This window comes from Leptothrix toolikensis (SeqCode) (assembly GCF_057922285.1).
Map to the genome: position 1 here is coordinate 13,443 of NZ_JBYSVC010000005.1, position 18,577 is coordinate 32,019.

An 18,577-nucleotide genomic window follows, 5' to 3' on the forward strand; every position below is an offset into this window, starting at 1 on the left:
AGGTCGCCCGGCTCAAGGATCAAAGGATGTGACCCGTGCCGACCCGCGCCGGCCACTGCATCAGCAAGCCCCGCCGGGTCGAGTGCAAACGGGTCAGCGTGAAGCTGTTGATCGCAGCTTGGCGGGCAAAGTAATGCTCAAGGACGGCCCCGAGCAACACCGCGCTGTGGCCTTGAAACGCCAGCTCATCGACCGTCACGTCGATCTGCACGCCCCGGCCAAAAGTGAGCGGCCCCTCAAAGGGCAGCCGACGTGTCACCACGTGGGCGTTGACCGCACGAATCCCTTCGATCTGGTGCGGCCATGGGCCTTGTTGCGGACCGTGCAACGCCAGCAGACTGCGCAGCGCAGCGGCAGCGCGCTCCGGAGCTTCATCGACGATGGAGAGATGATTGAGCGTGAGCTGGCTGATCAACTGCCAGCCCAACTCGCCACGCGGCCAACGCAACTGCGGCGCGCTGGGTGCGTGCAAGGCTTGGACGCTTTTGACCGGGCCGGGTGTTTCAAGCGCCCACGTCGAGCTGCTACCGATCAACAACGGCAGATCGCGATTCGTCACCAAAGCGCTCAGGGCGAGCTGGCGCACATCCTCGGCATAAGGGGCGTGCAAGGGATCGACCAGCGAGAGGTAGACCTCGGTGCCGACGTAGGACGAGCGGCTGCCTTGCTGCTGTTGGCGCGGCGACAACAAGCGCGGCTCACGGCGCAGGCTGTAATAGGCGGCGTGCTGCACCGGCTCGGGGTGGAAGGTGCTGTAGAGCGGCAAAAAGCTTTGTTCAGCGACCGGGCCAACGCCGTAACCCGTGACGCTCAGCAGGCTATGAACTTCAAAGTCCATCGGCCGGGTCCGGTCGGGCACGACGTGATGCTCCCACGGCTGGGGACTGCTGCCTTCAGTGTGGGCCGTGCCCGGACTGAGCTGAATCCGATCCAGACGACGTGGGAACAAATTGATGGCCGGGGTGCAAAACAGGGTCAACGCGCTGGCATCGACCAGCGCCTCTAGGCTCGGATCAACCTGATCGAACAGCAGCACCACCTCAGCTTCGGTGCCGCTCAGCCTGGCCAAGCGCGTCCGCAACTGGGTCAGCTCAACAAACAAGAAGCGCTGCGGCAAGGCGGCATATTCCTGCATCAGCCGATGACCGCTGAAGCCTCGCAAGGTTTCGGGCAGCAAGGCTTCTTCGTCCGCAAAGCCTTGGGTGCGCAGGCTGTCTTCAGCGTGACGCCACTGGCTGCGTGACGCCTCGCTAGGGCCGGACGATGACGATGGTGGCACCCAAGAACCGATCAAGGCGCTCACCAACAACGCATGCACGCGCTGGCTGACGTCATCGGGACCGCTCAGGTGCAGGCTCAAGGTATCGAGCGCCAGCCCGTCCCAGTGCGCCCCGCCATGCAACCGCAGCCGCAGCCGCAAACTGCTGCGTGCTTGACGAGCCACTGGCAGTTGCGCCAAGGGCAAGTCGGCGGTGTGGGCGCTGTAGCGCACGGCGGTGATGTCCAACGGCCACAAGCACACCTCGTGGGCGGTGCGAAATTCGCAGCGCCGCTCAGTGCTGGCTGACCCAAGGCGGGTCGCCCCGTTGACGTTGACATGCACCGCCGATCCCCGTGCCACCCGTGCGCCTTTGACCAAATTGGGATCGCTCAAATCAGGTTGCAGACGCAGCACCGCCATCGACGGCGTGGGGGCCAAGGCGTTGGGGTAGAGCGTTTCGAGCAGGTGCTGCACAAACTGCGGGTACTCGGCCTTGATCTTCAACTGCACCCGTGCGGCCAAGAAGGCAAAGCCTTCGAGCAGACGTTCCACATACGGATCAGCCACCTCGATGCCGTCCATCGTGAGGCGCGCAGCGATCTTGGGGAAGGCTTGGGCAAACTCAGCGCCGACCTCGCGCAGATGGGCCAGCTCTTCGTTGTAAAGCTGAAGCAGGCCGGGGTCCATCAGGCGTACCCCGTTTGGATCACGGTTTGGGTTGCATTCAAATCCTGCACCCGCACTTGGCCGGCCTCAAGGTCAAGTTGGGTGCGTAAAAGCAGTTCGAGCGGCACCGGCTGGGCCCAGAGAAAGCCGCGAATCTCGAACTCAATGACGTTGTGGCTATCGAGCATGCCGCTGGTTTCAACCGCTTGGACCGAAAGGCCCTGCTCCAGCAAGCGCGGCTCGAAACGCAGCAAGGCTTCACGCAAGTCGCGCTCGATGTGGTGAATGTCGATCTTGGACGCCAGCTGACCCGAGATCGGTGCCAAACCGTAGTTCAGCACCGAATGGGCCACGTGGGGATAAAGCGCCAGCCGCTCGGGCATGGGCTGCACTGCGTTGAGCAGCCAGCTCAGATCACGCAACACCGCCGCGCGCAACTGGCTTCGGGACAGGCTGTGCTGCTGATCGGCATCGGTGCCATCGTCTGTCAGTCGGTCCAGCAAAGCCGGCTGGAGCCGGTCACGGGATGGGGCATGAACCGGGGCCATGTTGGGCTCACTGCGGCGTGACTTCAGCGTCAAAGGTGTGGGTGGCTCGCCCGCCACCCCCTGCGTCTTGCGGGCGGTACTCGACTTGCACTTTCCAAAAAGCCAGTCGAAGCTCTTCACGCAATTCGGGGCCGCCTTCCATGCTGTGGACCCGGTGCGCGGTGATGCGCGCCTTCTCCACGGTCATGCGGAAATACTCGACCGGGGCGGCACCCCCGGCCTTGCGCACCACCAGCACAGCTTTCTTGATCACCTCGTTGTTGCGCAGCGCCGACATCAGCGCGGTGGTGGCACTGTCCACCCGTTTGAACACGATCAGCTCTTGCAAGGTGGTGCGGGCCGTGGTTTGGGCAAAGGCCCCGGCGCTACCGTCCATGCCCCACGACCAAGCCACGAGATCAATCTCGCCGAGATGTGCGGTGTCCGAGGACTCGCCCTTGATCAGGCCCTGCTTGCTGCCCTCGACCCGCAAAAACATGTCGCTTTGAGACATGAAGACACCCCATTAACCCATGGGCTTGTTGGCGGCGATATCCCACGCCGCCGTGGACGTGGTGCCCTTGCCCCCCGTTTTGGCCTGCGCGGTGTACTCCACCTTGAACTTGGCGAAATTGAGCGTGACGTTCTCGGTCAGGCGATCTTCCCCGCCGCTGCCGCCGGTCGAGACCGACGAAACCAAGCAGTCTTCTAAGGTGATCTTGATGTATTCGAGCGGCGTGTCCCCGGCTTTGCGCACCGTGAGCTTGGCCTCCTTGATATGGGTGCCCTTGCACGCGGCGATCACCAAGGCGGTCGAACTGGTATCGACATATTTGGTGAAGGACAGATCCTGCACATTGACCTTGCCGGCCCCGCCCCCCGAGCCCGTGTGGGTGGTGCCGCTCTGGCTCAGGCCCCAGCTCCAAGCCAGCACATCGACCGACTCCTTGTGGGTGGCATCCTGAGCCTCGCCCTTGATGTCACCGATCTTGATGAACATGTCTACAGCCATGATGCTTCTCCTTGATGCAAATGCAAAAGCAAAGGCAACAATCAAGCCGCCTTTTGCGACGGCAGTTTAGAAACCAAGCGCAGCGAAACCGTTAAGCCTTCCAGCTGATAGTGCGGCCGCAGGAAAAATTTAGAGGTGTAGTAGCCGGGATTGCCCTCGATGTCTTCGACGATCACATCGGCGGCGGCCAAAGGCCGGCGCGCTTTGGTTTCCTCAGAGGAATGCGCGGGATCGCCATCGACGTAATTCATGATCCAGTCTTGCAACCAACGCTGCACCTCGTCACGCTCTTTGAACGAGCCCACCTTGTCGCGCACCATGCACTTCAAGTAATGGGCAAAACGCGAACAGGCAAACAGATAGGGCAGCCGCGCAGCCAATTTGGCGTTGGACGTGGCGTCGGGGTCGTCATATTCAGCCGGTTTTTGCAGCGATTGCGCCCCGATAAAGGCGGCCAGATCCGAGTTCTTACGATGCACCAAGGGCATGAACCCGCTGCTGGCCAGCTCGGCTTCACGCCGGTCGCTGATCGCAATTTCGGTGGGGCACTTCATGTCCACCCCACCGTCATCGGTTGGGAAGGTGTGGGTCGGCAGGTTCTCGACCGCTCCACCCGACTCAATGCCCCGGATGCGTGAGCACCAGCCGTAGTCTTTGAAGGAGCGGTTGATGTTTACCGCCATGGCGTAGGCCGAGTTGGCCCACGTGTATTTGCTGTGATCGGCGCTGCCGGTGTCTTCCTCGAAATCAAACTCCGCCACCGGGCTGCTCTTGGCCCCGTAGGGCGTGCGCGCCAAGAAACGCGGCATGGCCAAACCGATGTAGCGGGCGTCGTCCGATTCCCGCAAAGAACGCCAACCGGCGTACTCCGGCGTGGTGAAAATCTTGCTCAGGTCACGCGGGTTGGCCAGCTCTTGCCAAGAGTCCATCTGCATCAGCGACGGGTTGGCTGCGGCGATGAACGGTGCATGGGCTGACGCCGCCACCTTGCTCATCTCGCCCAGCAGCTCCACATCCGGCGGGCTTTGGTCAAAGTAATAGTCACCGACCAAACACCCAAAGGGTGCGCCGCCAAATTGGCCGTATTCCTCTTCGTAGACCTTCTTGAAGATCGGGCTCTGGTCCCACGCTGTGCCCTTGTAGCGCTTGAGCGTCTTGCCCAGTTCGGCCTTGCTGATGTTCATCACCTTGACCTTGAGCATCTCGTCGGTTTCGGTGTTGTTGATCAGGTAATGCAGACCGCGCCAAGCACTTTCAAGCTTCTGAAACTCGGGGTGATGCAGCACGCCGTTGAGCTGCTCGGTGAGCTTGCGATCCAGCTCGGCGATCATCGCCTCGACCGAGCCGATCACATCGCTGCTGATCACGTTGGCGTTCGACAAGGCCTGCTGTGCCAGGGTTTGAACCGCCTGCTCAACGGCGCTCTTGGCCTCATCGGTTTTGGGTTTGAACTCCTTGTTCAGCAGGGCCGCAAAATCGTCGCCCGCGTATTGAACGCCCTGCAAGCTGGAACTTTGGATCAGGTTTTCAGCGCTCATGGGATGCTCCCGAGATGATTTATTCGGCCTTGGGTGCGGCAGCGGCCGCGAGGGATTGCAGCAGCGCCGGATCCTGAATCACCTTGGCCAACAACTCCTCCGCGCCGGTTTTGCCATCCATGTAGGTGATCAGATTGGCCAGTTGCTGACGCGCTTCGAGCAATTGCCGCAACCCCTCGACCTTGGCAGCCACGGCCGCCGGAGAGAAGTCCTCCATGGTCTCGAAGGTCATATCAATGGCCAAATTGCCTTCACCCGTGAGCGTGTTGGCCACTTGAAAGGCCACACGGGGCTTCATGGCCTTCATGCGCGCATCGAAGTTATCGACATCGACCTCCAAGAACTTGCGATCTGCCACCGGAGCCAAAGGCTCGACGGGTTTGCCGGAAAGCTCGGCCAGCACCCCCATGACAAAAGGCAGTTGCACCTTTTTTTGGGCCCCGTAGGTCTCGACGTCGTACTCGATCTGTACGCGCGGCGCACGGTTCTTGGCGATAAATTTTTGACTGCTGGTGGCCATGGCAAATCCTCCCAAAAAGGGTCCGGGTTTATTCGTGATTTGGCCCGGCAAAGTGTTCAATCTGCGCAATGCTGTCGGGCACCAGATCACGCATGATGTCGAGGAAACTCATGTCCATCAGCCGCTGGGCGCGCCGGATGAACAGCGGTGCCGGATGACCTGGCTCGTTGTGTTCGATCCAATCGGCGATGCGTCCCAGCTCACGGGCCGCATCCGCACGTGAACCAAGGGTGGGCGGCGACACCGTGATGCTTGAGGCGTTTGAAGGCCTTGAGGTTTCAGGCCGGGACTCCAAACTGGGCGTCGTCGGCTGTACCTGCACCTGATCAGCGGCTCGGCGCGCTGCCTCGGCGCAGAGATGCAAAAACTTGTGCAAAGGCAGCAAGTCCAGCCCCAAACCCGCCTCCACGTGGGTCTCCACTCGCTGATCAATGGATCGCGCACAGCGCTCGAGCGCCTGCAAAGTCGCCAAGAGTCCGGGGGTGCGTTGCTCCGCATCGGCCAAGGCTTGTAAGGCACCATCTTCGCCCAGCAGCGCGCTACTTGCGGCGGGATCGTTGCGATTGAAGGCCAATTCCAGATCGCGCAGGCGCAGCGGCAGCGGCACGCGGGTGAAGTAAATCCCGCGTAAATCCGCCAGCACTTCCGCCGGATGGGCCAGCGGGGCCAAGGCATTGAGCCGCTCGGTCGGATCGTTGTGGTCTTCAGCATCCAGCTGCGGGTGTACATGCGGCCAATGCCGCTCCAGCAGACCCTGCACCAGCTCGAAGCCGGTGAGCGCGCCATGGATGCCGTCTTGGTGGATGCTGCTGCGGAGCAACCAAAGCGCCACGCGCAGATCGCGCGAACGGCTGGCGAGTTGCAAGCTTTGGCTGTGAATCTGCCGCCAGTCGGGCTCGATGGCAGCGATGAGCGTGTCGCCGTACTGCTGTTCTGGTTTGCCCCGAGCCGCCTCGCCAAGGGCCATGAAGGCTGCGTCGTAGACCAAATCCACCCCACAAGGCGCATCACCGGCATCCCCAGTCATCGGGGCCAGCAAGGCGTCAAGCTCGAACGTGCGCATGGCGAATTCTCAGCAGCTTGTGGTGTGGTGGGCCAGTGTAATCACTTCAGGCCCGATTTAGAAAGCAGATATTTACCAAGATGTCTAGCCCCTTGACGGGTGCAAGATGGGCAGGTTGTTGTGACATAGTGCGAACAAATTGCCTGTTCAGCATGTTTATTCTGGGAGCCCGCCGTGATCACCCCTGAAGACTTGCCCGCCGATGCCCAGCGTCGTTTGTGGATGCTGAACGGGGTTGCGGTCAGCAGCGGTCTCGTGGGTTGCGCGGCGGTCCATACGTTGCTGGGCCAAGCTGACACCACATGGCAAGCCAGCATCGAAGTCAGTGCCAAGGTCAACCCCGACAGCCATCGCCGCCCTTCGCCCGTGCTGATTCGGCTCTACGAGCTCAAGGCCGCCACAGCCTTTATCCAAGCTGACTTTGTGTCGCTGTATCAGCGTGATCAGGCTGAACTCGGCGGCGATCTGCTTGGGCGCGAGGACTACTTGCTCCAGCCCGGCGAGCGGCGGCCCCTGCAACGCAAGCTACGCACCGAGACCCGCTTCATCGGCGCGTTGGCGGCCTACCGCGACATCGAGCACGCCCGTTGGCGCGCTGTGTTGCCCGTGCCATCCAGCCGCTCCTTTCAAAGCACGATTCGGGTGGCTGAACTTTCTCTGACGATGGGGCCGGCATCATGAGTTGGATGGATAAGGTCGTCTGGTCGCAAGGCATGTTCTTGCAACCCCATCACTTCCAGCAGGAAGAGCGCCACATCCAGCATCAAAGGGCGGCCGGCTCGCATGCCCTGCATCCCTATGCTTGGGGCTTCAGCGAGCTGTGCCTTGACGACAGCCTGCTTGCCCAAGGCCGCATCGGGGTGGTGCGGGCCAGCGGGATCTTGGCCGACGGCACCGCCTTTGCGATCCCGGCCCATGACGCGGTGCCCGCGCCGCTGGAGATCAGCGCCGATGTCCAAGGCGAGCTGATTTACTTGGCCGTTCCCCTGCGTCGCGAAGGCAGCACCGAGGTGGATTGGAGCGATCACCCCAGCGAGGTGCGGCGCTACCGGGCACACACCGAGGAGCGACGCGACAGTGCCAACGCGAGCGACGAGCCCGAAGCGATTCAAACGGCCGCCCTGAACTTGAGCCTGATACGCGGTAAATCGTTCAACGACGCCTTGACCGGCCTTGGCATCGCCCGGGTGATCGAGCGCCGCGCCGACGGTCAAGTCGTGCTCGACCGCGCCTACATTCCGCCCCAAACCCGCTTGGATGCCAGCGCTCAGCTGTCGGCCTCGGCCGCTTTGCTGCACGGCTTGGTGCGCCAACGGGCGCAGACGTTGGCAGCACAGATGGGCCAGCTTGGGGCCGGCGTGGCGGGGATGGCTGAATTCTTGACCCTGCTGGTGCTGAACCGCAGTGAGCCGCTGCTGCGCCAATGTGCGGGCGCACCCAGCGTGCATCCGCGCGATTTCTACTGGGCTTGCTTGCAATTGGCCGGTGAACTCAGCACCTTTCGCCCCGAGGCTTGCTGTGTCAACGAATACCCGCTGTATCGCCACGACGATTTGCAGGGCAGCTTCTTGCCCGTCATCGACGATCTGCGGCGCATGCTCTCGGCGGTGGTGGATCGGCAAGCCATGCAAGTGGAGCTGACCGAGCACCGCTGGGGACGCAGTGCCGTCATCAAAGATCTCGATGTGCTGCGTCAAGGCACGCTGGTGCTGGCCGTCAACGCTCAATTGCCCGGTGAGCAAGTGCGCCAGCGTTTTCCGGCTCAGTGCAAATTCGGTCCGGTGGATCGCATCCGTGACTTGGTGAATTTGGCCTTGCCTGGCATCGGTCTACACAGCCTGCCGGTGGTGCCGCGTCAATTGCCGTTTCACGCCGGGTTTCACTATTTCGAGCTCGAACGTGGCAGTGAGTTGTGGCAGCAACTCGAAACCAGTGGGGCCTTGGCCTTGCATGTGGCCGGGGACTTCCCCGGTTTGGCCTTGGAGCTCTGGGCCATCAAGGGATAACCATGGACCCGAACGACGACCCCTTTGCGGCGCTGGACGCCTCGCGCACCTTCATTCGGCCCAAGCCCGGCGGGCGCAGTGCGCTACGTGCCACGCCGCCTGACACCGCAGAGCCAGCTTGGGCGGCGGATGCCGCCGCCGACCTACCCCTCAGCGACCACGGTCTGAACCCTTTGCTCGCCGTGGCCAATCGCGTCTTGATGGCGGTGCCGCAGATCCGTGCCACCCGCCACGTGGCTGACCCGGCCGAACTGCGCAACACCTTGGCTCAAAGCCTGCGCGAGTTTGATCAGGCCGCGAGCGCCAAAGGCATCGCACCGGATCAGCTCTTGGCGGCGCGCTACGTGCTGTGTACCGTGCTGGACGAAGCGGCCGCCGATACCCCATGGGGTGGCGCGGGCAACTGGGCCAGCTACAGCTTGCTGGTGATGTTTCATAACGAGAACTACGGCGGCGAAAAGGTGTTTCGCCTCATGGCCCGCTTGGCCGAAGACCCAGCGCAAAACCGCGATGTGCTGGAGTTGATCTACGCGGCTCTTGCTTTGGGCTTTGAGGGCCGTTATCGCATCCTCGACAACGGTGCCGCCCAACTTGAAGCGGTGCGTGATCGCTTGGCGCAGATCCTGCGCCAGCAGCGCAGCGATCCGCCCAAAGCCTTGGCGCAGCATTGGCAAGTGCCGCCCCACAAACAGCGCCATGGTTTGGGCGGGCTGCCTCTGCTGCTAGGCGCCTGTGCGGCGGCGGGTGGGTTGCTGGTGCTGCACCTTGGGCTGGCCGTGGCTTTAGGGCGTCAATCCGATCCGGTCTTTGCCCAGATTCAAACCCTACGGCTGGTGCCCGCTCAAGGGCTGACCGCCACCCAGCCCGTCCTTCGCCCACCGACCCCAGCAGCGCAGCCGCGCTTGGCGCAGTTTTTAGCCGCCGACATCCAAGCCGGTTGGGTGGCAGTGCGCGATGAGGTGGATCGCAGTGTGGTGACGATCCGGGGTGACGGCTTGTTTGATCCGGGCAGCAGCAGCTTGGCCGCCCAGCGCGAAGCCTTGATGGCGCGCATTGGCGATGCTTTGGCGCAGTTACCTGGTCAGGTGCTGGTGACCGGCCACACCGACAGCCAGCCGATCCGCTCGGCCCGGTTCCCCTCCAACTGGCATCTTTCTGAAGCCCGAGCGGGGGTGGTCCGGGATCTGTTGATCAGTCGCAAGGTGAACGCCGAGCGCATCCGCGCCGAAGGTCGCGCCGATGCCGAACCCTTGGTGGCCAATGACACCCCACCGAATCGGGCGCTGAACCGCCGCGTCGAGATCACGCTGAGGGTGGCCGCATGAACAAGCTCTTCGCCTTGATCGTCTTGCTGTTGCTGGCGCTGCTGATCTGGTTCGGCGGCCCGCTGCTGGGCTTGGGCAACGCCCATCCCCTCGACGCCGCAAGTCATCGCTGGATCAGCATCGGCGTCCTGACCGTATTGACGCTGGGCTGGCTGGCTTGGGGCGCTTGGCGGGCGCGCCGCAAAAATAAGGCCGTGGTCGATCAACTGCTCGCTCCGCCGCCCCAAGCCGCCGCCACCCCGGCCGGCCAGACTGAAAGCGCCGATATGCAGGCGGTGCGCCAGCGCTTCGAAAGTGCCTTGGTTGCGCTGCGCAAAGCGCGGTTCACGGCAGAAAACCAACCAAGCACCCGCAGCGGATGGTGGTCCAACTGGGCCGCCCGCTTCGGCGGCCGTTATCTCTATGAGCTGCCTTGGTATCTCATCATCGGCGCGCCCGGTTCCGGCAAAACCACCGCGCTGTGCAACGCCGGGCTGAAGTTCCCTTTGGCCGAGCTGAATCGAACGAGCGGCGAAGGCGTCGCCCCGGTGCCGGGGATTGGTGGCACGCGGCATTGCGATTGGTGGTTCACCGATCAAGCGGTGTTGATCGACACCGCCGGCCGCTTCACCACCCAAGACAGCGACCGCGACAACGACCGCGCCACGTGGGGGGGCTTTTTGGCGCTGCTGAAGAAGTCGCGCCCGCGCCAGCCGGTCAATGGCGTGCTGGTGACCGTCTCGGTTAGTGATCTGCTCACCCGCAGCGCCAGCGAACGCGCCCAACACGCCACCACCGTGCGCCAGCGCATCCAAGAGTTGCACGAACAGCTCGGCATCCGCTTCCCGATCTATCTGCTGGTCACCAAGACCGACTTGCTGGCCGGTTTCATGGATTACTTCAGCGCGCTCGATAGCACGCAAAGGGCCGAGCCATGGGGACTGACCTTGGATCTGGACGCCACCCAACACACCGACATCACCGGCTTCGGCCCCCAGTTCGACGCCTTGGTGCAGCGGCTGGACGCCGGTTTGATCGAGCGCGTCCAAGCTGAGCGCGATGTCACCCGGCGCACGCGCATCTATGGCTTTCCGGCCCAGTTGGCGGGCCTGCGTGAACCACTGCATGCCTTTATCGACGCGGTGTTTTCACCCTCATCGTTGGAGGCTCACCCGCTGCTGCGCGGCGTCTATCTGATCAGTGGCACCCAAGAAGGCACCCCCATCGACCGGCTGCTGGGTAACGTGGCGCGTCAGTTCCGCTTAGAGCGGGCGATCCTGCCACCTCAGCAAGCCAGCGGGCGTAGCTACTTCCTGAACCGGCTGTTGTTGGACGTGGTGTTTGCTGAAAGCGCCTTGGGCGGCATCAACCTGCGCTGGGAAAAGCGCCGCCGCCAACTGACGCTGGCCGCCTACGCCGCGCTGGCGCTGGGCAGCGTGGGTTTTGCCAGCTTGTTCGTGCTCAGCTTTGCCCACAACCGCAGCTATGTCGCCGCCGTCGAACAACAAACGCAGCAGCAACAGGAACGCTTGCGCAAAGAGTCTGCGGCCATGACCACGACCGATGTTTTGGCTTGGGTGCCCTTGCTGGAGAGCACGCGCCGGGTCGTTGCCCTGTCGGAAGACTCAGTGCCCACCCACGCCGCTTGGGGCTGGGGGCTTTTCCAAGGCGACAAACTCGATGCTGCGGCTCGCTTGGCGTATGAACGCATGCTGGTGGACGGGCTGCTGCCGCGTTTGGCGGAGAGGATCGAGGCGCAGTTGCGTGAAAGTGGCGACGATGCGCGGCAATACGATGCCCTCAAATCCTACCTGATGCTGCACGATGGTGAGCACTTCGAGGCCGAAGCGCTCCAAGCCACCTTCGAGCGCGATCTGAATCCCGAGCAGCGCACCCCACTGAACAGCCACCTCGCGGCCTTGTTGGCGCTGCGGCCGGTGCTGCGAAGCCCCAAAGACGAGGCGTTGATCAGCCGTGCGCGCGCCAAGTTGGCCGTCGTTTCGCTGCCCCAGCGGGTCTACAACCATCTGCGCCGCCAAGGTCTTGGGAGCGAGATTGCTGACGTGAGCATCCTTAGCAGCGTGGGCGGTGCTGCGGGCAGTGTGGGTGGTGCCGCCAGCCTGATCTTTGCGCGCGCCAGCGGTGCGCCGCTCACCCAAGGCGTGCCGGGGATCTACACCTTCGAGGGCTATCACCTGGGTTTTCAACGTCAGGTGAGCCGCAGCGCCAAGGTGCTTGCCGCCGAGCAAGCTTGGGTGCTGGGCTTGAATCCGGCCACAACGGGCTCCATCACCGAGACCGCTTTGAACGAAGCCGTGCGGCGGCTCTATTTGCAGGACTACGCCAGCACGTGGGAAGCGTTCATGGCGGATATACGGCTGCAACCGATCACCAGCGTGCAACAAGCCATCGAGATGACCCGCTTGCTCTCGGCCCCGGACAGCCCGATGCTGCCGCTGCTCAAGACCATCGCCCGCCACACCACGCTCTCTGCCCCCTTGGAGAAAGGGCTGCTGCAAAAAGCCGAGAGCCGCGCCAAGGACATGCTGGCCCAAGTCGCGCCCAGCGCCGATGTCTTGCAACTTGAGAAGCAACTCGAAAAGCAGCTCGTCGATGATCGCTTCACGGCGCTGCGCCAATACATCACCGCCCCCGAAGGCGGCAAAGCGCCCATCGAGGGCACGATGACGCTGATCAGCGAGGTCCATGTCTTGCTCAACGCCGTGGATACCGCCATCAAGTCCCGCATGCCCATCCCACCCTCCGAGGTGCCCAATAAACTCAAGGCCGAGGCCTCGCGCCTGCCTTTGCCGATGCGCGGCATGGTCGAAAACATCTCGAACAGCAGTGCCAAGGCCGCCATGCTGGGCGTGCGTCAAACCTTGTCGCAAGAAGTCAAAGCGAACCTTGGTGAGTTCTGCCAGCAGGCCCTGAGCGGCCGCTACCCCTTTGATCGCCGCTCCAACCGCGATGTCACGCCGAGCGACTTTGCGACGCTGTTTGCGCCGGGCGGTAAGTTCGACCGTTTCACCCAAGAGCGCTTGCTGCCTTATGTGGATACCAGCGCCCGGCCGTGGCGTTTCATCGACCGCGACAACGCCTCGCTGGGCAGCGATGCTGGCACCTTGGCGCAGTTCCAGCGCGCCGCCGCGATCCGGGACGCCTTCTTCCAAAGCGGCGGCAACATGCCGACGCTGCGGGTTGAACTCAAGCCCATCGACATGGACAGCAGCATCAACCAATGGGTGCTCGACATCGACGGCCAAGTGTTGCGCTACAGCCATGGCCCGCAAATTCCCACCCAAGTGCAGTGGCCGGGGCCACGCGGCACCAACCAGATCCGCGTGCAAGTTTCCCCCGCCGGCGCAAGCGGTGAAGGTCAACTGATCGAGGGGCCGTGGGCGCTGTTGCGCCTGTTTGATGGGCGACGTTTGGAGCCCGGTCGGGCCCCGGAGCGTTTCCGGGCGGTGTTCGAGTTCGATGGCCGCAAGGCGACCTTTGAGGTCACCGCCAGCAGCGTGCGCAACCCCTTCATGTTGCGCGAACTCAGCGAGTTTTCTTGTCCGAACAGCTTGTGATGCGCATGAACATGAGCCTGAGCACGCCCGGATGGTTCGGCAAGTTGAGTTGTTTGGGCGATTTCGCCTCGCGCCGCCTACCGCCTGCTTGGATCGAGGGCTGCGATCACTGGCTGTGTGCGGGCTTGAGCCAGAGTCGCGCCGACTTGGGCGCAGCTTGGCTTGAGGCCTACTTGAGCGCACCGCTCTGGCGTTTTGCTTGGGGCCCGCAAGTCGTGGATGCGCAAGCTTGGTTTGGCGTTTGGATGCCAAGCTGCGACAACGTCGGGCGCTACTTCCCGCTGGTGATCGCCCAAGCCCGTGACATCCCGCCCCCAGAGGCTTGGTATCAGCATCTGGGCCAAGCAGCGTTGCAAACCTTGGTGGAGGGTGAGGCTGGCGGTGTTGCCGCCTTTGAAGCGGCTTTGCAGCGCAGTCCAGCCGGGGATCCAAACCCACTGGCGGCCGACAGTGCGATGGTGATGGCGGTGGCGATGGCGATGGTGCCCGGCACCAGTCAGTGGTGCTCATGGCTGCCGGCTGAGCCCACCGGGCCGATGCACTGCGTGACCGGCTTGCCGCGTGCCGAACAGTTCAGCGCGATGCTCGACGGGCGCTGGGCTTGAGAGCAACTACGCTTTGAGCTCTTCCATGCTGCGAGTGTTTTCGTTTGGGTCGTTCACCCAAAGCGCCACCGCACTGTAGTTGTCTTGGTGGGGCTCCTGCTGCGCCTCGATCTCGCGCTGCATGCGCAGCAGCCAGTCTTGCGGCGACACAGCAGCACGGCACAGCGCGGTGATGCGCTCGTCGCCCAAGGGCTCCCACCAGCCGTCCGAGCAGAGCAAAAAGGCATCGCCATCTTCTATATCGGCCCAAGCCGGCAAAGTGTGCGGCTCGATCTCATCCTCACCGCCCAAGGCTGAGAGCAACTGATGGCGGGCCGGATGCACTTGGGCCTGTTCGCTTGAGAGCAGGCCGGCTTGCACCATGCGTTGCACCAAACTGTCGTCGCTGCTGACATGGTCGATCAGGCCGTAGCGCAGCCGGTAAAGGCGCGAGTCACCCACATGCGACCACAGGGCGATGGCGCGGTTGGCATGCAGCCAAAGCACGACCACGGTGGTGTGCATGCGCCCAGCCCCCCGACTGCTTTGCTGCACCGCTTGCAACCGGCGGTGGGCTTGCTGCACCAGTGCCGTGAGCTCGGCGGGCTGCAAGCTTGCTTGCATGAGCGCGGTCAAGGCGGCTTGCAGATCACTCACCACTTGCTGGGCCGCGATGGCCCCACCCCGATGCCCGCCCGCACCATCGGCCAGTACGACAAACGCCACCGGGCCGTGTTGCGCCGTACACAGAGCGTCTTCGTTGTAGGGCCGCTGGCCGGCGTCGCTCAAAGAAGCCATCTGGATCTCAAACATCGCGGCCTCCGTGGTCGGTTGGCTTCGGTGTTTTCTCGGCCCGCAAGCGTTCCAGCTGCTGTTCATAAGCCGCCAAGAAGGCTTTGCCGAACAAGGCTTGAAAGTCGTCTTGCGCTTCGCTGCGGATCGACTGGAAATGCTGCAAATACAGCTCCCAAAGGCGGGCCTTGCGGCTCATGGGCAGCAGGTTGTCAAACACGGAACCTTGCCCCAGTTTTTGCTCCAGCTCGGCCGGTGTGAAGCGATCCAGCACGCCATCGAGTGCCGCGCGCATGCCGGCCATGGTGCCAATGGCGTGCCCGACCAGATCGGCCATCGCGTCGTTCATGGCTTCCTCGCCCCCCAAGAAACCCCGCAGCGGTGGCTGAAGCAATTGCTCCAGTGCAGCGGTGCTGTCGGGCACGAACTTGAGCGGATTGTTATTGCGCGAGCGGATCATCGTGACTTGGGCATGCAGCTCGTATTTGGACGCGGCCCGGATCGCCATCAACTGTTGGGTGCCCTCCACGGCGCTGCGCAGCAAGGCCCCCAGCCGTTGCATCGTCTCCGGTGTGAGCCCCGGGGCCGCGTTCGGGGCCAAACCAGCGCCTGCGCAAAAAGCAGCCCAGAGCGGCTCTTGAGAACCCGGTGGTGCCACGACCGATACCGACACCGGCGGCGGCTCGACGGGCTTGGGTGGAGGAAGCGGCCCCGGGAGGGGTGGGATGGGTGGGAGGGGTGAGATGGGTTTGGGCGGTGCGGGTGTGCCGGCCAAAAAACCAGCCATGGGGTCGGTGCCATGGCTTGTCAGCCCGAACAAGTCGTCGATGGAACCCGGCCGTGCATGGGCTGATAGGTCGGCAAAAACGTCCTTGGCCGGTGCGGGCGCGATCTCAAAAGGGTCAAACAGCACCGATGGTGGCGGTGCCGCTGTTAGGAGATCGGCAAATGGGTCGGTGGGGCTGAACGGCCGAATCACCGTGCGATCCATCGCAGGCTCTGCGGCGGGCGAGAGATCGACTTCCAACAAGCAAGCGCCGATGCGGATCAAGTCTTGATGACGCAGCGGCGCGCTCTCACCATGGTTCAGCGGATGCCCGGCCACCAAGATGGGGTTGGCTTGGCTGACGTTGGTGATGGCAAATTGTCCGTCCTTGCCATGGATCTCGGCCTGAACCCGCGAGATGACCCGATCCGGATCGGGCAAGGCCAAGGTGTTGTGCTCTGCCCGTCCAATCGAACCCCCTTGGTCATCGAATCGCGCCTCTAGGGGCTTTGAGACCGGCTGATCGTTCAGCCTCAGTGTGCGCAAGATCAGAACCATGATGAGCCACTCGCTTCAAAGCGTGTTCGTGGGCTCGATTATGAATTCACCGCGTGCGCCATGGGCCGAGACCGAATTGTCCCGCCAAGGCCAGCCAGCTGCCCAAGGTGGCGATCCAGACCGCTGCGGAGCCTTGGGGATAGTCGAGCGGGGTGATGAGCAGCCACAGCCCCAGCACCGCCCAGAAGCTGGCCATGATCCGCAGGCTCAGTTCGGATTGCCAAAAGGTCGGAAAGCGTTGCATCACCAGCACGCCCACCAGCCCGGCCAGCCAGCCGATGCCCGCGCCGCTGACGACATCCAACGGCCAGTGCGCGCCCACGGCGATGCGGGAGAAGCCGACCAAGCTGGCCATGCCCAGCATCAGCGCGGCCAAGGCGATGGTTTTGCCTCGGCTCAACTGGGGGGCCAGCGTGATCAGCACCGCGCTGATGGCGGCAAAGGCCGTCAGGGTGTGACCCGAGGGCAAGCTGTTGTAGAGCCAGAGCGGGCCGATCAGATGGAATTGCTCGGGCTCCAACAAGGCACCGGGCCGAGGGGCGTCGAGGATGTTTTTGCATACGATCGACACGATCCCACCCAAAGGGGCCGCGATCATGGCGGCCACCACCGCGCGGGGGTGCCGCAGCAGCAAGGGCGAGAGCAGCACAAACACCAAGGTGGTGTCACCCAGTAGGGTGAAAAACGACCACAACCCTTCGGGCCAGCTGGCGGCAGCGTGGTTGAGTTGCAGGAACAAGGCTTGCTGTTGCGCTGGTGCCGGTGCCATTTGTGGCAGCGCCAGCAGACCCGCCACCAAGGCCATCGGCAAGCCTGCCCAGATCAGCCACCAGCTCAAGGTGGTCATGCGCCCCTTAGGGGATGGGGCTTGGGAGACGGTGGGCATGCTCATCGGTCGATGGTTTCTCGCCTTGCCAGTGTTGGCAGTGCAGGTAGTTGAAATGGGCAATTTGCTGGCCGGCTTGGCGCACTTGGCTTTGCTCGATCAGCTCGCAGCGCTCGAATTGTGCCGGCCCCACGGGTGGCGCATAGGTGTTGAGGGACCAGTCAAGCAGCAGCGCTGAATCGCCTGGTTGCATGGGGCCGAACCAGAGGTCGAATTGATCGTGGTGGCTCAGCACCACTTTGACCGGCATGGGCCGGGCGTACCACGCCACACGACTGGCCAGGGACCAGTTCATCACGGCCAATATGGGCAGGCCGCGTTCGCTGGCCAAGGTGCGGGCACGTCGGGCGGCGGCGTCCCAGCCGTGGAGGTCGGCCACCGGGTTGACCGGGGCACTGTCTTCCAGTTCGCCGGCGAGGCTCTGTGCTTGCGCGCCGGTTTCAGTCGGCTGACCGAGGCCGAAGATCGAAGCGACGATGGCGAGGATCACCACGGCTTGCAAGACGCCCAGCGCGATCAACGCCTGTCGCGCTTTGCCCCCCCGTTGCCACAGGGTCAAGCCACCCACTGCGGCTGCCGGCACCAGCGCCAGCCAAGCCGGGGCCGACCAGTGCGGCAAGGTGGTGCCGCGACCGCAAAGGTAGGTGTAGAGCAGCAAAGGCGGTAGGCTAAAGCACAGCCCCAAGCCCAACGGGCTCAAGGTCAAGGGGCGCTGTTGTGGGCGGGTGGATGGCTTGGGTGACCAAGCCACGACGCTGCCCACCAGCAGCAACGGCCCATAGGCCAAGATCTGACTCAGGCCAAAGATCAGTAGATGGCGCAGCTCCCAGGCGCTTTGGCCAGCGGCGTGGTTGAGCTGGTAGGCGAAGGAGATCCAGTCGTGGGTGGCGTTCCAGCCGATCACTGGCGTGATCAGCACGCAGGCCAGTAACACGGCCAACCACAGCCCGGGTAAGTCCAGCAGACGCCTACCGTGTGCCAGGCCGAGCGTCAGCGCGGCACTCAGGCCCAGCAGCACGGCGGTGTACTTGGCCAGTCCGGCCAGTCCTAAAGCCAACCCGAGAAGCAGCCACAGCGACCCACGCCGCGCTTGCAAGGGGTCGCAGAGCTGCCAGCTCAAGCCCATGACGGCGCACGTCAAGGGCAGCAGCAGGGTATCGGGCACCAGCGCCAAGCCCAGCAGGTGCGGCAGCGGGCTCAGCACCCACACCAGCAAGGCGGCCCGGTTGGCGGTGGCTGGCTTGATTTGCGGATAGAGCAAGCGGGTTAAATGCATCAGCCCCAGTGCGCTCAGCAACCAGCACAGCATCGGCACGATACGCATCAGGAGGTCACTGCCGCCCAGCATCAGTCCCGGCCACTGCACCCAGCCGACCAAGGGCGGGTGGTCGAAGTAGCTCCAGTCGAGGTGGCTGGCGTAGAGCGCGTAATGCGCCTCGTCGGGCGAGAGGTGGAAAACAAGGGCCAGCAGTCCGTGCGCCAGCCATGCACCCATCAGCAAAGTGCGACTAGACAT

The 18,577-nt window shown here is 63.3% G+C and carries 16 protein-coding genes; 5 read left to right on the forward strand and 11 right to left on the reverse strand.

Annotated features, from left to right (window positions below; translation table 11 throughout):
• Positions 1-19: 19 nt before the first annotated feature.
• The 7 genes from tssF to tssA are packed head-to-tail and all read right to left on the reverse strand — an operon-like array spanning position 20 to position 6,587.
• The gene (gene tssF / locus AC3VI7_RS01605) at positions 20-1,948 is read right to left on the reverse strand and encodes a type VI secretion system baseplate subunit TssF (protein WP_489669032.1); all 1,929 of its coding nucleotides are present in this window, start codon (positions 1,946-1,948) and stop codon (positions 20-22) included.
• Positions 1,948-2,475: a type VI secretion system baseplate subunit TssE gene (tssE, locus tag AC3VI7_RS01610; protein WP_489669031.1), complete on the reverse strand. Its 528-nt coding sequence runs from the start codon at positions 2,473-2,475 to the stop codon at positions 1,948-1,950. Before tssE ends, tssF begins: the two co-directional genes overlap by 1 nt.
• Positions 2,476-2,482: 7 nt before the next feature.
• The gene (locus AC3VI7_RS01615; protein WP_489669030.1) at positions 2,483-2,968 is read right to left on the reverse strand and encodes an Hcp family type VI secretion system effector; all 486 of its coding nucleotides are present in this window, start codon (positions 2,966-2,968) and stop codon (positions 2,483-2,485) included.
• A gap of 12 nt (positions 2,969-2,980) precedes the next feature.
• Positions 2,981-3,466, reverse strand: coding sequence for an Hcp family type VI secretion system effector (locus tag AC3VI7_RS01620; RefSeq protein ID WP_489669029.1), 486 nt, complete (start codon positions 3,464-3,466; stop codon positions 2,981-2,983).
• Positions 3,467-3,507: 41 nt separating this feature from the next.
• The gene (gene tssC, locus AC3VI7_RS01625) at positions 3,508-5,004 is read right to left on the reverse strand and encodes a type VI secretion system contractile sheath large subunit (RefSeq protein ID WP_489669028.1); all 1,497 of its coding nucleotides are present in this window, start codon (positions 5,002-5,004) and stop codon (positions 3,508-3,510) included.
• A gap of 19 nt (positions 5,005-5,023) precedes the next feature.
• Positions 5,024-5,524 (reverse strand): type VI secretion system contractile sheath small subunit, encoded by a 501-nt coding sequence (gene tssB / locus AC3VI7_RS01630; protein WP_489669027.1) that lies wholly within the window; start codon positions 5,522-5,524, stop codon positions 5,024-5,026.
• A gap of 28 nt (positions 5,525-5,552) precedes the next feature.
• Positions 5,553-6,587, reverse strand: a complete 1,035-nt coding sequence (gene tssA / locus AC3VI7_RS01635) for a type VI secretion system protein TssA (RefSeq protein ID WP_489669026.1) — start codon at positions 6,585-6,587, stop codon at positions 5,553-5,555.
• A gap of 174 nt (positions 6,588-6,761) precedes the next feature.
• Between tssA and tssJ the strand changes: the two genes are divergently transcribed.
• The 5 genes from tssJ to tagF are packed head-to-tail and all read left to right on the forward strand — an operon-like array spanning position 6,762 to position 14,080.
• The gene (gene tssJ / locus AC3VI7_RS01640) at positions 6,762-7,268 is read left to right on the forward strand and encodes a type VI secretion system lipoprotein TssJ (RefSeq protein WP_489669025.1); all 507 of its coding nucleotides are present in this window, start codon (positions 6,762-6,764) and stop codon (positions 7,266-7,268) included.
• Positions 7,265-8,593 (forward strand): type VI secretion system baseplate subunit TssK, encoded by a 1,329-nt coding sequence (gene tssK / locus AC3VI7_RS01645; RefSeq protein ID WP_489669024.1) that lies wholly within the window; start codon positions 7,265-7,267, stop codon positions 8,591-8,593. Before tssJ ends, tssK begins: the two co-directional genes overlap by 4 nt.
• A gap of 2 nt (positions 8,594-8,595) precedes the next feature.
• Positions 8,596-9,918, forward strand: coding sequence for a DotU family type VI secretion system protein (locus AC3VI7_RS01650; RefSeq protein ID WP_489669023.1), 1,323 nt, complete (start codon positions 8,596-8,598; stop codon positions 9,916-9,918).
• Positions 9,915-13,475 (forward strand): type VI secretion system membrane subunit TssM, encoded by a 3,561-nt coding sequence (gene tssM / locus AC3VI7_RS01655; RefSeq protein ID WP_489669022.1) that lies wholly within the window; start codon positions 9,915-9,917, stop codon positions 13,473-13,475. Before AC3VI7_RS01650 ends, tssM begins: the two co-directional genes overlap by 4 nt.
• Positions 13,457-14,080, forward strand: coding sequence for a type VI secretion system-associated protein TagF (gene tagF / locus AC3VI7_RS01660; protein ID WP_489669021.1), 624 nt, complete (start codon positions 13,457-13,459; stop codon positions 14,078-14,080). Before tssM ends, tagF begins: the two co-directional genes overlap by 19 nt.
• Before the next feature lie 6 nt (positions 14,081-14,086).
• Here tagF and AC3VI7_RS01665 read toward each other — a convergent pair whose 3' ends face one another.
• Genes AC3VI7_RS01665 through AC3VI7_RS01680 form a run of 4 tightly spaced genes read right to left on the reverse strand, consistent with a single transcriptional unit; the run spans position 14,087 to position 18,577 of the window.
• Entirely contained in the window at positions 14,087-14,872 is a 786-nt protein-coding gene (locus AC3VI7_RS01665; RefSeq protein ID WP_489669020.1) for a PP2C family protein-serine/threonine phosphatase, read from the reverse strand.
• On the reverse strand, positions 14,865-16,175 hold the full coding sequence (gene tagH, locus AC3VI7_RS01670; RefSeq protein ID WP_489669019.1) for a type VI secretion system-associated FHA domain protein TagH: 1,311 nt from the start codon (positions 16,173-16,175) through the stop codon (positions 14,865-14,867). Before tagH ends, AC3VI7_RS01665 begins: the two co-directional genes overlap by 8 nt.
• 46 nt (positions 16,176-16,221) lie before the next feature.
• Positions 16,222-17,067: a phosphatase PAP2 family protein gene (locus AC3VI7_RS01675; protein WP_489671373.1), complete on the reverse strand. Its 846-nt coding sequence runs from the start codon at positions 17,065-17,067 to the stop codon at positions 16,222-16,224.
• Complete coding sequence (locus tag AC3VI7_RS01680; RefSeq protein WP_489669017.1) at positions 17,030-18,577, reverse strand: glycosyltransferase family 39 protein; 1,548 nt, start codon at positions 18,575-18,577, stop codon at positions 17,030-17,032. Before AC3VI7_RS01680 ends, AC3VI7_RS01675 begins: the two co-directional genes overlap by 38 nt.